General features: G+C 60.3%; 12 protein-coding genes. 3 read left to right on the top strand and 9 right to left on the bottom strand.

Features of this window, described 5'->3' with window-relative positions:
• The first annotated feature begins 23 nt into the window (after nucleotides 1-23).
• The 3 genes from QP093_RS07945 (at nucleotide 24) to QP093_RS07935 (ending at nucleotide 3,878) form a co-directional block, all read left to right on the top strand.
• Complete coding sequence (locus QP093_RS07945; protein WP_285016022.1) at nucleotides 24-3,014, top strand: FAD-binding and (Fe-S)-binding domain-containing protein; 2,991 nt, start codon at nucleotides 24-26, stop codon at nucleotides 3,012-3,014.
• Between the two features lie 148 nt (nucleotides 3,015-3,162).
• Complete coding sequence (locus tag QP093_RS07940; RefSeq protein WP_285016021.1) at nucleotides 3,163-3,636, top strand: DUF2975 domain-containing protein; 474 nt, start codon at nucleotides 3,163-3,165, stop codon at nucleotides 3,634-3,636.
• A 2-nt stretch (nucleotides 3,637-3,638) separates the two neighbouring features.
• Entirely contained in the window at nucleotides 3,639-3,878 is a 240-nt protein-coding gene (locus QP093_RS07935; RefSeq protein ID WP_285016020.1) for a helix-turn-helix domain-containing protein, read from the top strand.
• Here QP093_RS07935 and QP093_RS07930 read toward each other — a convergent pair.
• The 9 genes from QP093_RS07930 to ppdK all read right to left on the bottom strand — a co-directional run bounded on the left by QP093_RS07930 (nucleotide 3,809) and on the right by ppdK (nucleotide 16,339).
• Nucleotides 3,809-4,951 carry an FAD:protein FMN transferase gene (locus QP093_RS07930; RefSeq protein WP_285016019.1) on the bottom strand — a complete coding sequence of 381 codons (1,143 nt, stop codon included), beginning with the start codon at nucleotides 4,949-4,951 and terminating at the stop codon, nucleotides 3,809-3,811. The genes QP093_RS07935 and QP093_RS07930 overlap by 70 nt on opposite strands.
• On the bottom strand, nucleotides 4,923-5,486 hold the full coding sequence (locus QP093_RS07925) for an FMN-binding protein (RefSeq protein ID WP_058237791.1): 564 nt from the start codon (nucleotides 5,484-5,486) through the stop codon (nucleotides 4,923-4,925). The genes QP093_RS07930 and QP093_RS07925 overlap by 29 nt, the downstream gene beginning before the upstream one ends.
• 37 nt (nucleotides 5,487-5,523) lie before the next feature.
• Nucleotides 5,524-6,312 carry an ABC transporter ATP-binding protein gene (locus QP093_RS07920; RefSeq protein WP_070728201.1) on the bottom strand — a complete coding sequence of 263 codons (789 nt, stop codon included), beginning with the start codon at nucleotides 6,310-6,312 and terminating at the stop codon, nucleotides 5,524-5,526.
• A gap of 9 nt (nucleotides 6,313-6,321) precedes the next feature.
• Nucleotides 6,322-7,758 (bottom strand): ABC transporter permease, encoded by a 1,437-nt coding sequence (locus tag QP093_RS07915; RefSeq protein ID WP_502929410.1) that lies wholly within the window; start codon nucleotides 7,756-7,758, stop codon nucleotides 6,322-6,324.
• 21 nt (nucleotides 7,759-7,779) lie between these two features.
• Nucleotides 7,780-9,069 (bottom strand): ABC transporter permease, encoded by a 1,290-nt coding sequence (locus tag QP093_RS07910; protein WP_082628661.1) that lies wholly within the window; start codon nucleotides 9,067-9,069, stop codon nucleotides 7,780-7,782.
• A gap of 70 nt (nucleotides 9,070-9,139) precedes the next feature.
• Nucleotides 9,140-10,420, bottom strand: coding sequence for a Fe-S-containing protein (locus QP093_RS07905; RefSeq protein WP_285016017.1), 1,281 nt, complete (start codon nucleotides 10,418-10,420; stop codon nucleotides 9,140-9,142).
• Nucleotides 10,421-10,511: 91 nt separating this feature from the next.
• Nucleotides 10,512-11,183, bottom strand: coding sequence for an iron transporter (locus tag QP093_RS07900; protein WP_058237786.1), 672 nt, complete (start codon nucleotides 11,181-11,183; stop codon nucleotides 10,512-10,514).
• The gene (locus tag QP093_RS07895) at nucleotides 11,180-12,847 is read right to left on the bottom strand and encodes an FTR1 family iron permease (RefSeq protein WP_443728816.1); all 1,668 of its coding nucleotides are present in this window, start codon (nucleotides 12,845-12,847) and stop codon (nucleotides 11,180-11,182) included. Before QP093_RS07895 ends, QP093_RS07900 begins: the two co-directional genes overlap by 4 nt.
• 780 nt (nucleotides 12,848-13,627) lie before the next feature.
• Nucleotides 13,628-16,339, bottom strand: coding sequence for a pyruvate, phosphate dikinase (gene ppdK, locus QP093_RS07890; RefSeq protein ID WP_285016016.1), 2,712 nt, complete (start codon nucleotides 16,337-16,339; stop codon nucleotides 13,628-13,630).
• Nucleotides 16,340-16,356: the final 17 nt, after the last annotated feature.

Raw genomic sequence — 16,356 nt, 5'->3', positions numbered from 1 at the left:
ATCAAAAGTGGCACAATCAGCCTATGAGCTTCCACCCACTCAGCAGTGAGCCGGCGCCTGCCTCGTCCCCCCTGCCCAAGCGCGCCGATATCCGGCCTCGCGACGTGGAAGCTTGCTACGCGCACCTGGTTGACGTGCTCGACGGTGAGGTTGATCGTACGACAGGCGCCCGTGCGCGCTATTCCACAGACGCCGGCAACTATCGCGTTCCGCCGCAGTTCGTTGTCTTCCCTCGTTCAACCGAGGACGTCCTGGCGGTGTGCGAGGCGTCGCGACGCTTCTCCATTCCGTTGACCAACCGTGGGGGTGGCACGTCATGTGCTGGCAATGCGTGTGGACCGGGCATCGTCATTGACTTTTCGCGCCACCTGAACCGAGTGCTGTCGATCGATCCGCAGGCGCGCACGGCCGTGGTGGAGCCGGGCTGCGTGGAATCCACCCTGCAGGAAGCTGCCCGCAAGTACGGACTGCGTTTCGGTCCGGATCCGTCCAGCCAGAACCGGGCAACGATCGGCGGCATGGTGGGCAACAATGCGTGCGGGCCTCACGCAACCGCCTGGGGACGCACGTCAGACAACATCGTCTCCCTCGACGTCATCGATGGACGAGGCAGACGCTTCACCGCTTCCACCAGCCACTCTGACCTCTCGCAGGTGCCTGGACTGGACACGCTGATCGATTCCAATCTGGCGCTCATCCGCACGGAACTGGGGCGTTTCGGCAGGCAGGTGTCGGGTTATTCGCTTGAGCATCTGACCCCTGAGAAGCATCGCAATCTGGCGGCGATGCTGGTGGGCACCGAGGGGACGCTGACCACAATCGTGTCGATCACCGTCAAGTTGGTGGAGATTCCGCGAGCGCCCGTGCTGGTGGCGTTGGGGTATCCGGACATGATTGCTGCAGCTGACGATGTACCCACAATTTTGCGCTGTGAGCCGCTGGCTGTCGAAGGGATGGATTCGCGCCTGGTGGACGTGGTACGAGCTCACCGCGGACCCGGAGCCGTGCCGGCGCTTCCCAAGGGTGACGGGTGGCTGATGTGCGAGGTGTCGGCCGGAAGCGAAGAGGAATCGCTGGCACAGGCTCGCAGACTTGCGGCCGCATCTCATGCGGTCGATGCGGCGGTCTATCCTCCGGGGGATGATGCCACGCGACTGTGGCGCATCCGCGCTGATGGTGCGGGATTGGGTGGGCGCACTCCCCCATCTGAAACGTCAGCGACCGGTGAACAGGCATGGCCCGGTTTTGAAGATGCCGCGGTGCCACCGGACCGCCTCGGAGCCTACTTGCGTGATTTCACGGCGCTGATGGATGAGTATGACATTGACGGGCTGCTGTACGGGCATTTCGGAGATGGCTGCGTGCATGTGCGTCTGAACATGCCACTCGAGACCGGGGCTGGGGTGGCGCATTCGAGGCGTTTCCTGGAGGAGGCGGCTCAGGTGTGCGCCAGGCATGGCGGCTCAGTTTCCGGTGAACACGGGGATGGGCGTGCACGCACGGAACTGCTGCGCTTCATGTACTCCCCGGAACTGATTGACCTGTTCAACAACGTCAAGGCCCTGTTCGACCCCGATGACCTGCTCAATCCCGGTGTTTTGGCCTCACCGACCAACCAGATCGACAAGCTCGATGATTTCCTGCGGCGCCCTCGTGCACGCTCGTTGCCAGCGGCGGGAGGCTTCGCCTTCGGGGAAGACCACGGTGATTTCACTCAGGCGGTCCATCGCTGCACAGGTGTGGGCAAGTGTCGCGCGACGATTGACGGCACGTTTATGTGCCCGTCGTGGAAGGCGTCGCATCTGGAAAAGGACGTGACCCGAGGGCGGGCGCGCACACTCCAGGACGCTGCCAATGGGCAACTGGTCCAGTCAATCACCTCACCGGAGGTGCTCGAAGCGCTCGACCTGTGTCTGTCATGTAAGGCCTGTTCGTCGGATTGCCCGGCAGGTGTGGACATGGCCAGGTACCGCTCTGAGGTGCTCTTCCGTAAGTACCGTGGGCGCCTGCGTCCACTGTCCCACTATGCGCTGGGCCGCCTGCCCCTGTGGACGGGCCTGAGCGCCCGCATTCCGGGTGCATCCGCCCTGACCAACGCAGTGATGGGAGTAGATGCGATTCGCCGGGCTGCATTCGCACTGCTGGGTATGGATTCACGCAGACCGATGCCCGCCCTTCAGTCCGGAACCTTCCAGCGATGGGCCAGGCGGCGGCACCTGGTTGCAGATGCGCCTCCGTCAGCAGTGCCGCCGAGTGCCGAACGGCTTGCTGAGACAGCATCGCCTGCTTCCTCGTCCGCTTCTGAAGCCCGACGCTTCGCAGTGGTGTGGGCCGATTCGTTTTCACAGACGCTTGACGACCGGGGCGCGCGTGCAACGGTTGCGGTGTTGCGTCAGAACGGTTTCGAGGTGATCGTCCCTCCCCACGCCTGCTGCGGCCTGACGTGGATCACGACGGGGCAGCTGACTGGGGCGAAGAAGAAACTGACGACTTTGCTGGACGTTCTGGCACCGTTCGCTGTAGCCGGCATTCCAATCGTTGGTGTGGAGCCGTCATGTACGGCAGTCCTGCGTGATGATCTGCTGGATCTGCTGCCAGATGACCGGCGCTCAGTTCCCGTGTCGCGCGCTGTGCATACTCTGGCTGAAGTGCTGGCCACTGTTCCGAAGGAGGAGCGTGTTCTGCCTGATTTACATGGCACGACAATTGTGGCGCAGCCGCACTGCCACCATCATTCGGTGATGACGTGGAGCGCAGATCGGGCGCTGCTGGATTCACTGGGTGCCACCGTTGTCCAGCTGGATGGCTGTTGCGGTCTGGCCGGTAATTTCGGCATGGAAAAGGGGCACTACGATATGTCGGTCGAGGTGGCGCGCACCTCACTGCTCCCTGCCCTCAACGCGTATCCAGATGCCGTGTATCTGGCGGATGGTTTCTCGTGCCGCACTCAGGCCCAGCAGCTCGCTGACCGAGGCGGCATGCATCTGGCAAGCTTGCTGGCCTCGCAGATCTAAAACCGCTTTGCGCCTCGCCACTCAGCGTCACGTTAACTGAACCAATCAGCACATGTGCCGTCCTGCCACCACACCCATTGACATGCCGATCATCGATAAATTATTATCGTTTATCGATAACTATGTGATGCTTGAAGGAGGCACACTCATGAAACCGCATACCATCATTGCCCGCGTGGTTCTGGTGATCTTCGGCCTCGGCATTGTCTTAAGTTGGCTGCTGCTCTGGTCAGAAAGCGACTACAGCGCCGCCGTCTGGCCGGAAATGGCACACCTGCAGTACCCGATCCTCGTCGGCTCGATCATCGCCACGCTTCCATTCCTCGCCATCCTGATCATCGCCTACCAGTTCCTATTGCTCGTTGAGCGCCGCACAGTCTTCACGCACCGGGCATTAACGCTGATTGGCCGCGCGCAGTGGGTGTGCATCGCCGCCACGATCTACTACGTGAGCGCGACCATCTGGTTCATGTGCGTCAGCCCGCTCCAGCACATCTCGATCCTTCTGATGGCGATCTTCATGGTGACGCTCAGCGCAGGCGGCACTGTTTTCTTCCTGGTCACCGGACACATTTTCCGCGCTGCGATTGCTGCGTGGGATGAGAATCAGCTGACGGTGTAGCCATGAGTATTCACGTCACGTTGGACCGCATCTTGCTGGAACGCCGCATCACGCTCACCGACCTGTCGAAACGCGTCGGCATCACATTGGCGAACCTGTCGAACCTGAAAACCGGCAGGGCCCGCGCCATCCGCTTTTCCACTCTGAACGCACTGTGCGAGGCGCTCGACTGTCAGGTGGGTGACGTGCTCGAATTCTGCCCCGACACACCCGCCCCACCATCAGATTCCGACAATTCCTGACGCGGATGCCAGATCTGCGCGGGCCTGGCATCGACGCGAATCCCGCCTGCCATCACTCCCCGCTCGCCGCCGACAATGATTGACGAGGGCGACGCTGCCGCATCACCATCTGCTGTGTGTGGCAGGACAACCGCCTGCCGTCCGCCGATGAGCATGCCGGTGGACAGCGCTTCAGCCGTCATGCCGTCTGCGCAGATCACCGTTGCCGAACGGGCAAGGATCCGGGCGGGCATGCCGCTGCGCGGGTCGATGACATGGTTGAAACGCTGCGCATGGTCGGGCGCCACCTCCACGAGTGCTCCTAGGTTGTCACCCGAAGTGGACAGTGACATGCGGTCAGGCAGTTCCACGTATCCAAGCCACGATGATTCACTGCTGCGCGGGTCGCGTATCCCCACGCGCCACGGTGTGCCGTCGGAGCGCCTTCCCAGGGCGGCAATGGAGGATGTTCCGATCGACACGAGCGCGGCACGGGCACCAAGTCGCGCACACAGATCCCGAGCCTGATCAGCACTGGCACCTTTCGCAATCGCGCCCAGGTCAATGCGTGCGCCGCCCTTCAGGCGTGCCCGCGATGCCGCCGGGTCAACGTCAAGCATCCCCGGTGAGCACAGTGGCAACACCTCGGCCAGCGCGTCGCTGCCCGGAGTGGTTGCGCTCTCCGTGCTCGTGGCAGCACCTGCGCCGGCGACAAGAGCTGCCAGCGCACCTGCCGGGTCCCACAGCTGACGCACCGGCTCAATCAGCGGGTTGAAACAGCCTGACGTGACGTCGATCAGGTCCTTGACGCGTGCCAGTAATGCGCACGTCGCCGGATCCACATCCACCCACTGTCCGCATGCAGTGTTCAACCGTGTCACATCGGAGTGCGCCGAAAAACGCGACCAGAGCCGCTCATGGCGTGCAACAAGTTCGCAGACAGCTTCCGTCATCTGCCTGGCGGAGCCGCCCTCGACAATGAGATCGACGCGCGTGCCCATCGCGGGAAAGGACATGCGCCACGATGAGTCGCGCAGATCAACAAGCAGCTCGGGGCCGGGTGAATCAGTTGGAGAACTCGTCGAGCTGGTCATCGTCGCTGAAGTCCAGGCCCGGCACGTCGATCTGGTCGGCCGCATCCTCCCCGGACTGGGTTTCCACTCCCTGAGCGGTCTGGATGGCTCGGATCGCCGCCTGCATGAACTGGCTGTGCGCAACAGTGGCGCCTGAAATGACATCAACTTCGTTGGGGTCGTTCGTGGCCGTCAGCTCGTCGGAATACTTGTTGAACGCCTCCACCGCTTTCTGGGCGCGCTTGTAGTAATCCTTGTTGCCCACTTCGCCGGCGCTGGTCGTCCCGTAGTTCTGGTCCTTGAGCTCGCCGTCCTTCATGCGGGTTTCATAAGAGGTGGAGGTGATCTTGCCGCCTTCCACCGTGATATGAACAGTGCCGATGGCTCCCTGTTCGTCAGGATTGGACTCCCCGGTGTACTCTCCGTCATTCATGGGAAGTGACATGTCCACCGGTGGGATCGACGGGCCGCACGCGCTCAGAATCATCATGCCGAGCCCGCCGAGCGACCCCATGGTGACAAGTCGTGAAAACTGTGAAGACGTCATGTTAGTCATCTGCGATTCATCTCATTGCTGACAGTGTTCGGGCGCCTCAGGACGCATCGTCACGAGGTTCAGGGGTTGGAACCTTTTCTTTCACGTCGCGACCCGTTGCCAGGTTCCCCGACGCCGCGCCTGCAGCTTCCGCATTGTCCCGGTCGTGGTCATGCCACGTTTCCCTGGCGACTTTACCGTGATCCAGGCGGATTTCCCGCTGGCCACACGAAGCGACGAGGGCGTCGTGAGTCACCACGATCAGCGTGGTTCCATCGGCATGAAGCTGACGGAAAATATCCAGCACGATCTGTTCATTGTGCTCATCGAGGTTACCGGTCGGCTCATCAGCCAGCACCAGTTTCGGGTAGTTGATCAGGGCCCTGGCCACGCACACGCGCTGCTGCTCGCCGCCGGACAGCTGTCGCGGCAGGTGGGTGGCGCGATCGGCCAGTCCCACCCGCTCCAGTGCCGCCAGCGCTTCCTTTTCGTTGGGCACCGAGTGGTAGTACTGGGCGACCATGACATTTTCGAGGGCGGTCAGGTGCGGAATCAGGTGGAACTGCTGGAAAATCAGGCCGATGGTCTGGCAGCGCACGGTCGTCAGTTCGGAGGCGGTCAGCTCGGAAATGTCGCGCCCGTCGAGCGTCACGGTGCCTTTGGTGGGGCGGTCCATGCATCCCACGATGTTCATCATCGTGGTCTTGCCTGACCCGGACGGGCCCACAATCGACAGCCACTGCCCTGTCGGCACGCTCAGCGACACGTCATCCAGTGCGTGCAGGTCGCCGTAGATTTTCGAGACGTGCTCAAGTCTGAGCAGGTCGTCCTTCACCTGTGATGTCATTGTTTCTCCTTATTCTCCGCGCAGCACCAGTGCAGGGTCAACGTCGAGGGCACGACGCACTGGAATCAGACATGCCAGCGTCGCGATGATCACTGATGCGAGCACAGTAACCACTCCCATCAGCGGGTGGAATGCGATTGTCCGGTGGAAGACGTTCAGACAGATCACGATCGCCAGAAGGTAGCCGAGCACCGCGCCGATCGCACCGCCCAGAATGCCGAGCATGACGCCTTCACCAAGAAATTCACGCACGATTGATTTCGAGTGAGCTCCCAGAGCTTTGCGCAGGCCGATTTCATTGCGTCGTTCCGCAACCACAGCCATCATCGTGGTGGACACGCCGATCATCGTCAAAGCCAGCACGATGATCGTGATCATTCCCATCAGCGAGCGCAGCATCGTCAGGACGCCCTCGTCAGAATGGGTCAGTCGGGTCACTGTCGAGGCCTTCACGCCGTCGACTGCGTCATTGATCTGCTTGGCGAGGGCGGAGACGGCTTCCGCCTGCCCGGCAACCGAATATTCAGATACGCCGTAGCTTGTGTCCTTGCCGGTCAGCTGCGACATGTCGGCGGTGCTCATGAACAGGAAGCCGTCTTCTGATCCACCTGTTTCAAGGATTCCGGACACCGTCAGTGAGATGTCGCGTGTGTCGACCGGATCGGGCGCCTGCCCCTTGCCGTTGCCTGGGGCGACCGGAGCGGTCGGCTTGTTCTGCGTCAGCTGTTCGATCGCGTCCTTCTTTGTGGTCGGCGCACCGGACTGAGCGCTTTGCGGCTGGTCTCCAACGTACATTCCGTCCACGTTCTTCGACGGGTCGTATCCGGGCATCTCGCTGTTCTTCATGATCGTGCCGTCGGGCATCATGTGGGAGCCTTCGGGGATCTCAGGGGCCCCGCTCATCGCTGTGGTGCCCGGAGCGGTCGATGCGTCCTGCCCGCCGGACTGGGGGGCAGCCGAGGAGGCGCCTTCGGCGAGCTGCGACACGGTGATCGAGTCGCCCACTTTGGCATCAATGGTGGAGGCGATTTCACGGCCGATGAGCACCTGCCCGCCGGCTGAGGGCCATTCACCTTCGATGTACCAGTACGGGTTGATTGCCTTGACAGCATCAATGTCGGTTCCTGCCGCCACGTACGGCTGGTCGTTGATGGACACCGGCTGGTAGTCGAAAGCAGCTGAGCCAACGAGCGTTGAACCCGACGATTTCACCACTTCGTCGATGCGGTTGATGGTCTGGTCAGTCAGGTTGTCGTTCTTCTCGGAGGGGACGACCACGAGGTTCGCGCCGTACAGGCGCATTTCCTGCGCCATCTGGCTGGGCACGTCAATGGCGATGGCAGCCAGTCCCGACAGGGTCGTGGCGCCGATGGCAACAGCAAGAACTGCGATCAGCACGCGGGATCGACGACGCAGGATCGAGGATGTGACCATGCGCCAGTACATTTTTCTCTTATTCACCGACTATCACCTTCCGTGAAGCACTTCTGCCGGCCGCAGCCCCAGCAGGAAGCGTATGGCAGGAATCGAGCCTGCCAGCACCACGATCGTCACAAGCACTGCAACGATTCCGGCCACTACGGGCGCAACTGCGATGGAGGAGGAAAAGACGGTTCGGCCGATGATCTGGGCGAATCCGATGCCGGCGAAGTATCCGGCGACGCCGCCCACCAGGCCGACGATCGTGATTTCTGCCAGCAGCATGCGCACAACGGCGTTGTCTTTCGCTCCCACTGCTTTGAGCAAGCCGATTTCGGGAGCCCGTTCCATCACGTTGGCGGTCACCAGGTTCGCGATCGCCAGTGCCGATCCGGCCAGTGACAGAACCGTCACCAGCAGCATCAGCATCTGGGTCTTCTCCATGATGATGCCTTCAGATTCTGAGACCTGACGCACCGGCCGCGCCACGGCATCTGTCATGGCTTCTTCGATCTGGTAGGCAATGGAGGACACGTAGGCGGTGCAGTACCAGGTTTCCCTCTCAGTCAGCGACAGGGATGCAGGGTTCTTGGCGGCTTTTCGTGCCAGGTCGTTGTCAGGGGTGGTCAGAGCCGACACTTCAACAGATCCGACGGCGCCGGGCTTGTCCAGGAATGTCTGAGCCAGATGCAGGGGCGCGTAAATCTGGGAGTCTTCATCTCCATCTGAGGTGAAGATACCGGAAATGGTGACGTCCTGGCTGTGTCCGCGTGCTGACAGCGGGATTGTCTGCCCGACGCTCCATCCTTGAGTCTGCGCCAGTTTCGAGCCGACGATGACGGAGTTGTCGTCTCCGTCCTGGGGCCACGCGCCGTCCATTGTCCACCATCCACGCAGGTTGGTCAGGCCGGTTGTCACCGTGTCGCCTGTGGGGAGTTTGAGATCGTGACTGAACCATGTGCCGGTCAGTTCAATGCTGTCATCGGTGGATGACTGGCCGGTTGTTGTCACCGGTACGGACAGCAGCGGCGAAAAGTCAACGATGTTGTAGGTCCAGAAGATGGTCTTGATGTTGCCGAGCTCGTCTTCCTGAAGGAATGCTTCCTGTTCAACCGGAGTGTCGAACTGATACAGATCCTGGACCACGGCCGCGCCTTTGGGGCGCACCACAATGTTGGCGCCGTAGTTTTTCAGCTCCTGGTTGATCTTGTCGCCCACGTCGAACATGACTGACAGCATGGATGTCGCAACCGACGCGCCGAGCGCGACAGTCAAGGCAATCATGAGGTGGCGGCCACGCTGACGGAACAGTGCTCCTTTGAGCATTCTCAGAAACATGTTGTCACATCCTGACTTCGTTCACCGTGATGTCGAATTATGTGCACGCAATGGGGCGCTGAACAGCAGATCATGCGAAGACGCTCGCTGCAGCTTCAAGTTGGGCGATGGGCACCGACAGCGTGCCGTTCGACACTTCATAGTCAATCGGGATCGGGTTGCATCCACCCTTGAATCCGATCGTGGCGATGTTCATGGCCACTTCGCACAGCTTGCAGATGACTTTGCCGTCTTTTTCGTAATACCCGGTCGGGCCGCAGATCTCGCACGCATCCAGGCCCACCCCGAAGGAGGATCCGGCTTTCTGGATGACGATGAAACGCACTTCAATGCCTGTTGACGTGGTGTAGGCGAATCGGTGCAAATGCCCATCTGAGACTTTATCGAGCTGCACGACTGCCTGGTCACCTGACACTTCAAACGGTTCAGGTTGGGACAGTTCAACGGTTGCCGAACTGATTGCAGCCCCAATAGTCAGCACGGCACCTGCTGCCGCACATGCCAAGAGGGAGCCGGCAGACAGGCGGCGCCACGACTTTGCTTCAGCCAGGCGGAGGCGACGCACAGCAGGGTTCGGACCGTCCTTGGGCAGCGATCGCGACCGGATCCACACCAGGATTGAGGCCACTGCGGCCAGTGCGGTGGCCACCAGGGTGATGGCATCTTCGTGGTTGATGGTCCACGCGATGGATTCGAAGATCGCGCCGGGCAGGTGAATGATCCGCTTGGCCTGCAGGATGCGGACGATAAGGATCACGTGTGTCAGTGTCAGGATGCCGACACCCACTGTTGACATGATCGGTGCCAGCAGGGCACCGCGTTCGCACAGTTTGCGCACACCCACGGCCAGCAGGGCGACCAGGGCGACGCCGATGAGGTATCCGACGATGTTCTTGACGGTGTCGGTGGACACCAGGGACGTGTTGGGAGAGACGAAGGTTCGGATCTGAAGGAGCGCGGTGGGGGCCACCCGGAAGGTCGCCATGGCTGCATATGCTGCAGCAACCCACAGCGCTGCGCGACGCTGCGTTGAGCTTGCCTCAACGCCTTTTCGAGCACGACCCCGTACCCGCCACACCATCACGAGGGTCACAGCGGCCAGGATGACTGTGGGAATCAGCGCCCAGAACGTGATGTCCTGGCGGTTGATCTGACGCGGAATCAGCAGGTGCACGATGGTCAGTACACCGCCGAGGGCGACTCCCGCAAGCGCACCCCAGATAATGGAGCGGTATCCAGGTTTGCGGCCTTTTTGGCCTCCCCCCATGCTGGGTACTGCCGCGCTGAGAGCACCAAGGGCGAGTGCCAGCAAGAGAGTGGTGGAGACTATTTCAACAATCTGCTGAATCATCAATCAACCTTTCATTGACGCACCAAGCTGGGGCCGGGTGCGCAAGCACCCTGCCCCAGCTCATACGTTTAACAAATGGTGCAGGTCAGGCTCACCATTCGACAGCGGTTGGATCCCACTGGAAGTTCTTGAACGTTGCAACCAGCGGCTCAGTCCAGTAGCGGCCGGTCACACCAGTGGTCTTGTCGACGTGCAGCATCCAGCCGTCCTTTTCAGGAGACTCGATGGTGATTTCAACGTCGTAGGTGCCTGCATCCAGCTTGGGCAGGTTCAGGCCGTAGTGCGGGCCGTCGTTGGCAACCATCGGCATGAAGGCGCCTTCCTGCACGACATCCTTGGTGCCTGCCTTGTACAGCTTGTAGGTCACGGTCAGGCCGGGGATGAAGTCGCCGACGCCGTAGCCCAGGTCGTTTTCACCAGCTGCAATGTCAGCTTCGAGGTGCATGGATGATTCCTCTTTGGGAACACCCATCTGAGGCTCCATGTCAACGGGCTGGAAGTAGACGCCGCCGACCTTCACGCGGTCGTTGTCCAGGTAAATGTCATCGCCGAGCGGGTTTTCCTGGAAGCCTGCGTCTTCACCTGGGGCAGCCGCTGCGTCGCCACCAGCGCTTTCAGCAGCGTCGCCTGCAGCGGACTGAGTGGTGGAGTTGTCAGAGGCGCCGCTCTCATTGGTTGATCCCTGCTGTGAGCAGGCACCGAGCGTACCGGCAACAACGAGTGCAGTCAGAGCAGCACCGACTTGACGTAAACGAATTTTCATTGAACTGTCTCCGTTTTATCTTCAGATGGGGTGGCATTATCGGCTGCAGCCTGCGCCCGATTACGTCGGGAGCCCCAAACGAACAGGCCGATAATGATCAGGAGAACGAGACCTTGAGCAGCCAGGTTCTCGACTCTGGGATAGATTCCCAGAAGATCTATGGTGGGCGCCCCGTTGATTGGTGTCAGCGGGAACGCGTCAGCTTCCTGTAGCTCCTTGATACCGGAGCCGGTGAATGTGATCGCCATGATCGCCAGCAGAATCGATGTGACGATGAAGAATGGTCGCAGCGGGATTCTGACAGCCAGCAGTCGGATCATCAGGTAGACGATGACCAGGCACACAGCGCCTACGCCCAGACCGACCCACACGTAATGCACCTGGTTGCCAGCTTGGGCGATGACAGGAAGGTAGAACAGGATTGTTTCTGCGCCTTCACGGAAAACCGCGAGGAATGCGATGAAGGCCAGTGAGAACAGGGAGCCCTGCGACAAGGAGCGCTCCGTCTTCGACTTGATGAACCGATCCCAGGCCGCCTGGCTTGACTTGCCGATCATCCAGTTGGACACCCAGATGAGCATGGCCACAGCCAGCAGTGCTGTGAGGCCTTCGATGAGTTCTTGGTTATGTCCGGCAAGTGCCGTGATGTTGCTCAGCAGCACAGCCAGCACAATGGAGCACACGATGGCGACTCCGGTGCCGGCCCACACGACTTTGGTCTTGTCACCGTGGCCCGCTTTGATCAGGTAGGCGATGACAGCGCCGACAACAAGGATTGCCTCGAAGCCTTCACGCAAGATGATGAGGAAGGCGGGCAGGAATGCGGACAGCCACGGGCTGCTTTCGGTCGCACCTGTTCCTTCGTACCCATCGAGGGTGTTGGCATCTTCACGAATGTAGTTCTTCAGCGTGGTGGCGTGCTGGTCGACAACGTCAGCATTGCCATCGTTCATCGCCTTTTTCAGCAGCGAGAATTCCATCTCCACTGTCGACACGCGAGTGCCGGAGATACGCGCCATGACCTGCTTTTCAAATCCGAGAGTTTCGTATCGCTGGTAGTACGCCACGTTCACGGTGTCCTTGCCAGCTTCAATGTCACCGTTCTTGAAGTGGTCCACGGCCTCATCGAGGATGCCGTTCATTTCCTTGGCGACCTGGCCCCACGGTCCGGGGCTGTATGACTCGCCGTCGGCTGAGCCGCCGTCAAGGGTTGCCGCGTCTTCAACCAGCATGGTCTTGAGGGTGTCGGCGTGCTGAGTCACTCCCGCATCGTCACCGTCACTCATGGCTTTCTTCAGCAGCGAGAATTCCATCTCCACTGTCGACACGCGTGCACCGGAGATACGCGCCATGACCTGCTTTTCAAAGCCAAGCGTCTCATAGCGCTGGTAGTACGCCACATTGACGGTGTCTTTACCGCCTTTTGCGTCACCTCCCTGGTATTTCTCCACTGCGTCGTCCAGAATCGAGCCCATCTCTTTGGCCACGGAGCTCCATGAGTCGTGTGCCGGTTGTTCTGCTGAGATGAGTGTGGATGCTGGGGCTGGTTGCGCATGAGCGGGCAGTGCCAGCATTGCCATAAGGATTGCCATTAACGCTACGACGCATGCCACACCGACTAGGCGCTGTGGCTCAATGCGATGCTCGAGTCGAGCTGTGCTCACGATGTGAGCCTCCCTTATTTCGTAAGTTAAGCTTCCGACCGCTGGCGACAAGACCAATCGACGTGCCTGACTTTTCTTCTTTGCTGCTCAACGCAGTATAACTTAGGTGCCACTAACTTTACTAGCATCGTGCTCAGTCCCATTGGTTCCGTTTTGGCAACAGAACAGCCATTTTTGCGACACTTCAGGATTTTTTGTCTTTTCGTCACACCGGCATGACTTCGCTCACCATTGAGCAGTCGAGGCACATCGACGAGGGCGCCCGCTGGCCCCGCCCCCGGCCATGTCACTCCAGGACAAGGAGCGCACCATGCCCTGGATTCAGCCTTCACACGTGCACAACTCACTAAATCTTCGGCGCCCACATACACGACTTACTTAATCCTCTGCGTACACATGCACAACTCACTAAAAAGTCTCCAATTTTTGCACAATCCCCTTGATCAACAGTGGATAGCGACGCCCTCGACAATCCAAATACCCCGTGACCAGCATGTTTGAAAATCGGCCGAAATGGCGGGGCGTTAAATTTAGTAAGTCGTGCAGGCCAAAGGGCCAAATTTAGTGAGTCGTGCATCTGGGGCGGTTAGTTTTAGTAAGTCGTGCACCCCGGCGGCCCGCCACACCACCGGCCCGCCACACCACCACGCGAAAACGCGAAGGGCTGTACCCGGCAGTGATACCAGGTACAGCCCTTGCAGCTGATGCACCGACAGACAGCTCACCGACGCGGCCGACGTGGCCGGCGTGACGGCGCTGCGTGAACAGGTGCGGCGCGGATCAGTTCTCTTCGGAGGCCACCGCGGCGCGGCCTGCTTCCAGACGCGCAACGGGGACGCGGAACGGGGAGCACGACACGTAGTTCAAGCCCACTTTCGAGAAGAAGTGGATGGAGGCCGGGTCGCCGCCATGCTCGCCACACACGCCGAGCTTGATTTCCGGCTTGGTGGAACGGGCACGCTCAACGCCTTCACGCACCAGGGCACCCACACCGTGCTGGTCGATTGTCTCGAACGGAGAGACGCCGAAGATGCCGGCATCGATGTACTCGGGGAAGAACACGCCTTCCACGTCATCGCGCGAGAAGCCCCAGGCGGTCTGGGTCAGGTCGTTCGTGCCGAATGAGAAGAAGTCGGCTGCGTGTGCCAGATCCTCAGCGGTCATGGCTGCGCGAGGCAGCTCAATCATGGCGCCGATTGTCACACCCGACAGGTCAACGTTCTTGTCCTTGGACACCGCTGCGATAATCTCTTCAGCCGATTCGCGGATCAGCTGAAGTTCACGTTCGGATGCGACCAGCGGAACCATGACCTCCGGATGCGGGTGCAGCCCGCGTGCAACAAGTTCGGCAGCAGCTTCGCACAGTGCGCGGATCTGCAATTCGAACAGGCCTGGCAGGTAAATGCCCAGGCGGACGCCACGCAGACCCAGCATCGGGTTGTCCTCATGCATACGGCGCACGGTGGCCAGCATCTTCTCATCAGCTGGATCAATCGTCTCGCCCTTGGCCTTGGCCACGGCAAACTTGATTTCCATGCTGGTCAAATCCGGCAGGAACTCATGCAGCGGCGGGTCAATCAGACGCACCGTCATCGACTTGTCATCCATAACCTCGAGCATCTCGAGGAAGTCCTGCTTCTGCAGTTTCTCCAGCTCATCGAACGCATCCTGACGATCCTTCGATCCGGCTTCAGACAGGATGGCGCGCTCAACCAGCGGGCGACGATCACCCAGGAACATATGCTCGGTGCGGCACAAGCCGATACCTTCCGCTCCGAACTCGAGCGCGCGACGTGAGTCTTCAGGAGTATCCGCATTGGCGCGCACATGCAGGCGACGTACCTCGTCAGCGTGCACCAGAATTCGGTCAACAGCTGCAATCAGCTCACGCATATCCGCATCATCGCCAGCAACCTCCAGGCCCGCCTCCAGTCCGTGCGACAGATAGGTCGTCACAGGTGAATCCGAAACCGGAACGTCACCAAGGAAAATTTCACCGGTGGATCCGTCGATGCCGATCGTGTCTTCAGAGGTGAGAACACGACCATCCACCTTGACGGTTCCGGCGGCGGCATCAATATCCAGCGCGTCAGCGCCCACCACAGCGGTCTTGCCCATGCCACGTGCCACAACAGCTGCGTGAGAGGTCTTGCCACCACGGGCGGTCAGGACACCCTCGGCGGCAACCATACCGGGCAGATCATCAGGGTTCGTCTCACGACGAACCAGCACACACTTCACTCCATCGCGGGCCGCAGCTTCAGCCTGAGCGTTGTCAAAGACAATCTTTCCGACTGCCGCACCGGGAGATGCAGGCATGCCGCGGGCGATCAGTTCCTTTTGTGCGCTCGCATCAAACTGCGGGAACATCAACTGAGTGAGCTGGTCACCGGTAACGCGGCCGAGGGCTTCGTCGCGGGTAATCATCTTCTCGTCAACCAGCTGGGTGGCAACACGGAAGGCGGCGGCGGCAGTGCGCTTGCCAACGCGGGTCTGCAGCATCCACAGCTTGCCGCGCTCGATGGTGAACTCAATGTCACACAGGTCGCGATAGTGAGTTTCAAGCTTGCGCATGATGGCACGCAGTTCCTGGTACGACTTGGGATCGCGCTCTTCCAGAGCTGACAGCTGCAGAGTGTTACGAATGCCGGCCACGACGTCTTCGCCCTGAGCGTTCGGCAGGTAGTCGCCGTACACGCCTGAGTGTCCGGTGGAAGGGTCGCGGGTGAAGCACACGCCCGTACCGGAGGTGTCACCCATGTTGCCGAACACCATGGTGCAGATGTTGACGGCGGTGCCCAGATCATCCGGAATGCGTTCGCGACGACGGTAGATGCGTGCACGCTCCGTGTTCCATGAACGGAAAACAGCCTCGGTGGCCATGTCCATCTGAGTGCGAGGGTCCTGTGGGAAGTCTTCGCCGGTGGCGTCACGCACGATCTTCTTGAATGTGTCAACCAGCGTGCGCATGTCCTCTGCGGTCAGGTCAACGTCGGCCTCAACGCCGCGTTCCTTCTTCAGTGAATCCAACGCGTCGGAGAACAGATCACCATCGATGTCCAGCACCGTCTTGCCGAACATCTGGATCAGGCGGCGGTAGGAGTCCCATGCGAAACGCTCTGATCCGGAAACTTTCGTCAGGCCTTCGACTGATTCATCGTTCAAGCCAATGTTCAGTACTGTTTCCATCATGCCGGGCATGGAGAATTTCGCGCCTGACCGGACCGAGACGAGCAGCGGGTCATCGCCTGCTCCGAGTTGGCGGCCCATGGTGTCTTCAACGCTACGCAGTGCTGCGGTCACCTCGGTCTCGAGGGTGTCTGGCACGCTTCCATCTTTCAGGTAAGCCCGGCAGGCTTCGGTGGAAATCGTGAATCCAGGCGGAACAGGCAAACCCAGTCGCGTCATCTCAGCGAGGTTTGCGCCCTTACCCCCGAGCAAATCCTTCATGGACTTGTTGCCCTCGGAGAAATCGTAAACATACTTGACCATCGAGGTCCTCATCTCTC

It is taken from the genome of Pauljensenia sp. UMB10120, from assembly GCF_030212035.1.
In the GTDB taxonomy this organism is placed as follows: domain Bacteria; phylum Actinomycetota; class Actinomycetes; order Actinomycetales; family Actinomycetaceae; genus Pauljensenia; species Pauljensenia radingae_A.
The sequence above is the reverse complement of the archived record's forward strand: the minus strand, read 5'-3'. Positions and strand labels throughout refer to the sequence as shown.

Bases quoted from the DNA above. Each gene is read 5' to 3' on its own strand.
- QP093_RS07945 (WP_285016022.1), top strand. From the start codon at position 24: ATGAGCTTCCACCCACTCAGCAGTGAGCCGGCGCCTGCCTCGTCCCCC.
- QP093_RS07940 (WP_285016021.1), top strand. From the start codon at position 3,163: ATGAAACCGCATACCATCATTGCCCGCGTGGTTCTGGTGATCTTCGGC.
- QP093_RS07935 (WP_285016020.1), top strand. From the start codon at position 3,639: ATGAGTATTCACGTCACGTTGGACCGCATCTTGCTGGAACGCCGCATC.
- QP093_RS07930 (WP_285016019.1), bottom strand. From the start codon at position 4,951: ATGACCAGCTCGACGAGTTCTCCAACTGATTCACCCGGCCCCGAGCTG.
- QP093_RS07925 (WP_058237791.1), bottom strand. From the start codon at position 5,486: ATGACTAACATGACGTCTTCACAGTTTTCACGACTTGTCACCATGGGG.
- QP093_RS07920 (WP_070728201.1), bottom strand. From the start codon at position 6,312: ATGACATCACAGGTGAAGGACGACCTGCTCAGACTTGAGCACGTCTCG.
- QP093_RS07915 (WP_502929410.1), bottom strand. From the start codon at position 7,758: ATGTACTGGCGCATGGTCACATCCTCGATCCTGCGTCGTCGATCCCGC.
- QP093_RS07910 (WP_082628661.1), bottom strand. From the start codon at position 9,069: ATGTTTCTGAGAATGCTCAAAGGAGCACTGTTCCGTCAGCGTGGCCGC.
- QP093_RS07905 (WP_285016017.1), bottom strand. From the start codon at position 10,420: ATGATTCAGCAGATTGTTGAAATAGTCTCCACCACTCTCTTGCTGGCA.
- QP093_RS07900 (WP_058237786.1), bottom strand. From the start codon at position 11,183: ATGAAAATTCGTTTACGTCAAGTCGGTGCTGCTCTGACTGCACTCGTT.
- ppdK (WP_285016016.1), bottom strand. From the start codon at position 16,339: ATGGTCAAGTATGTTTACGATTTCTCCGAGGGCAACAAGTCCATGAAG.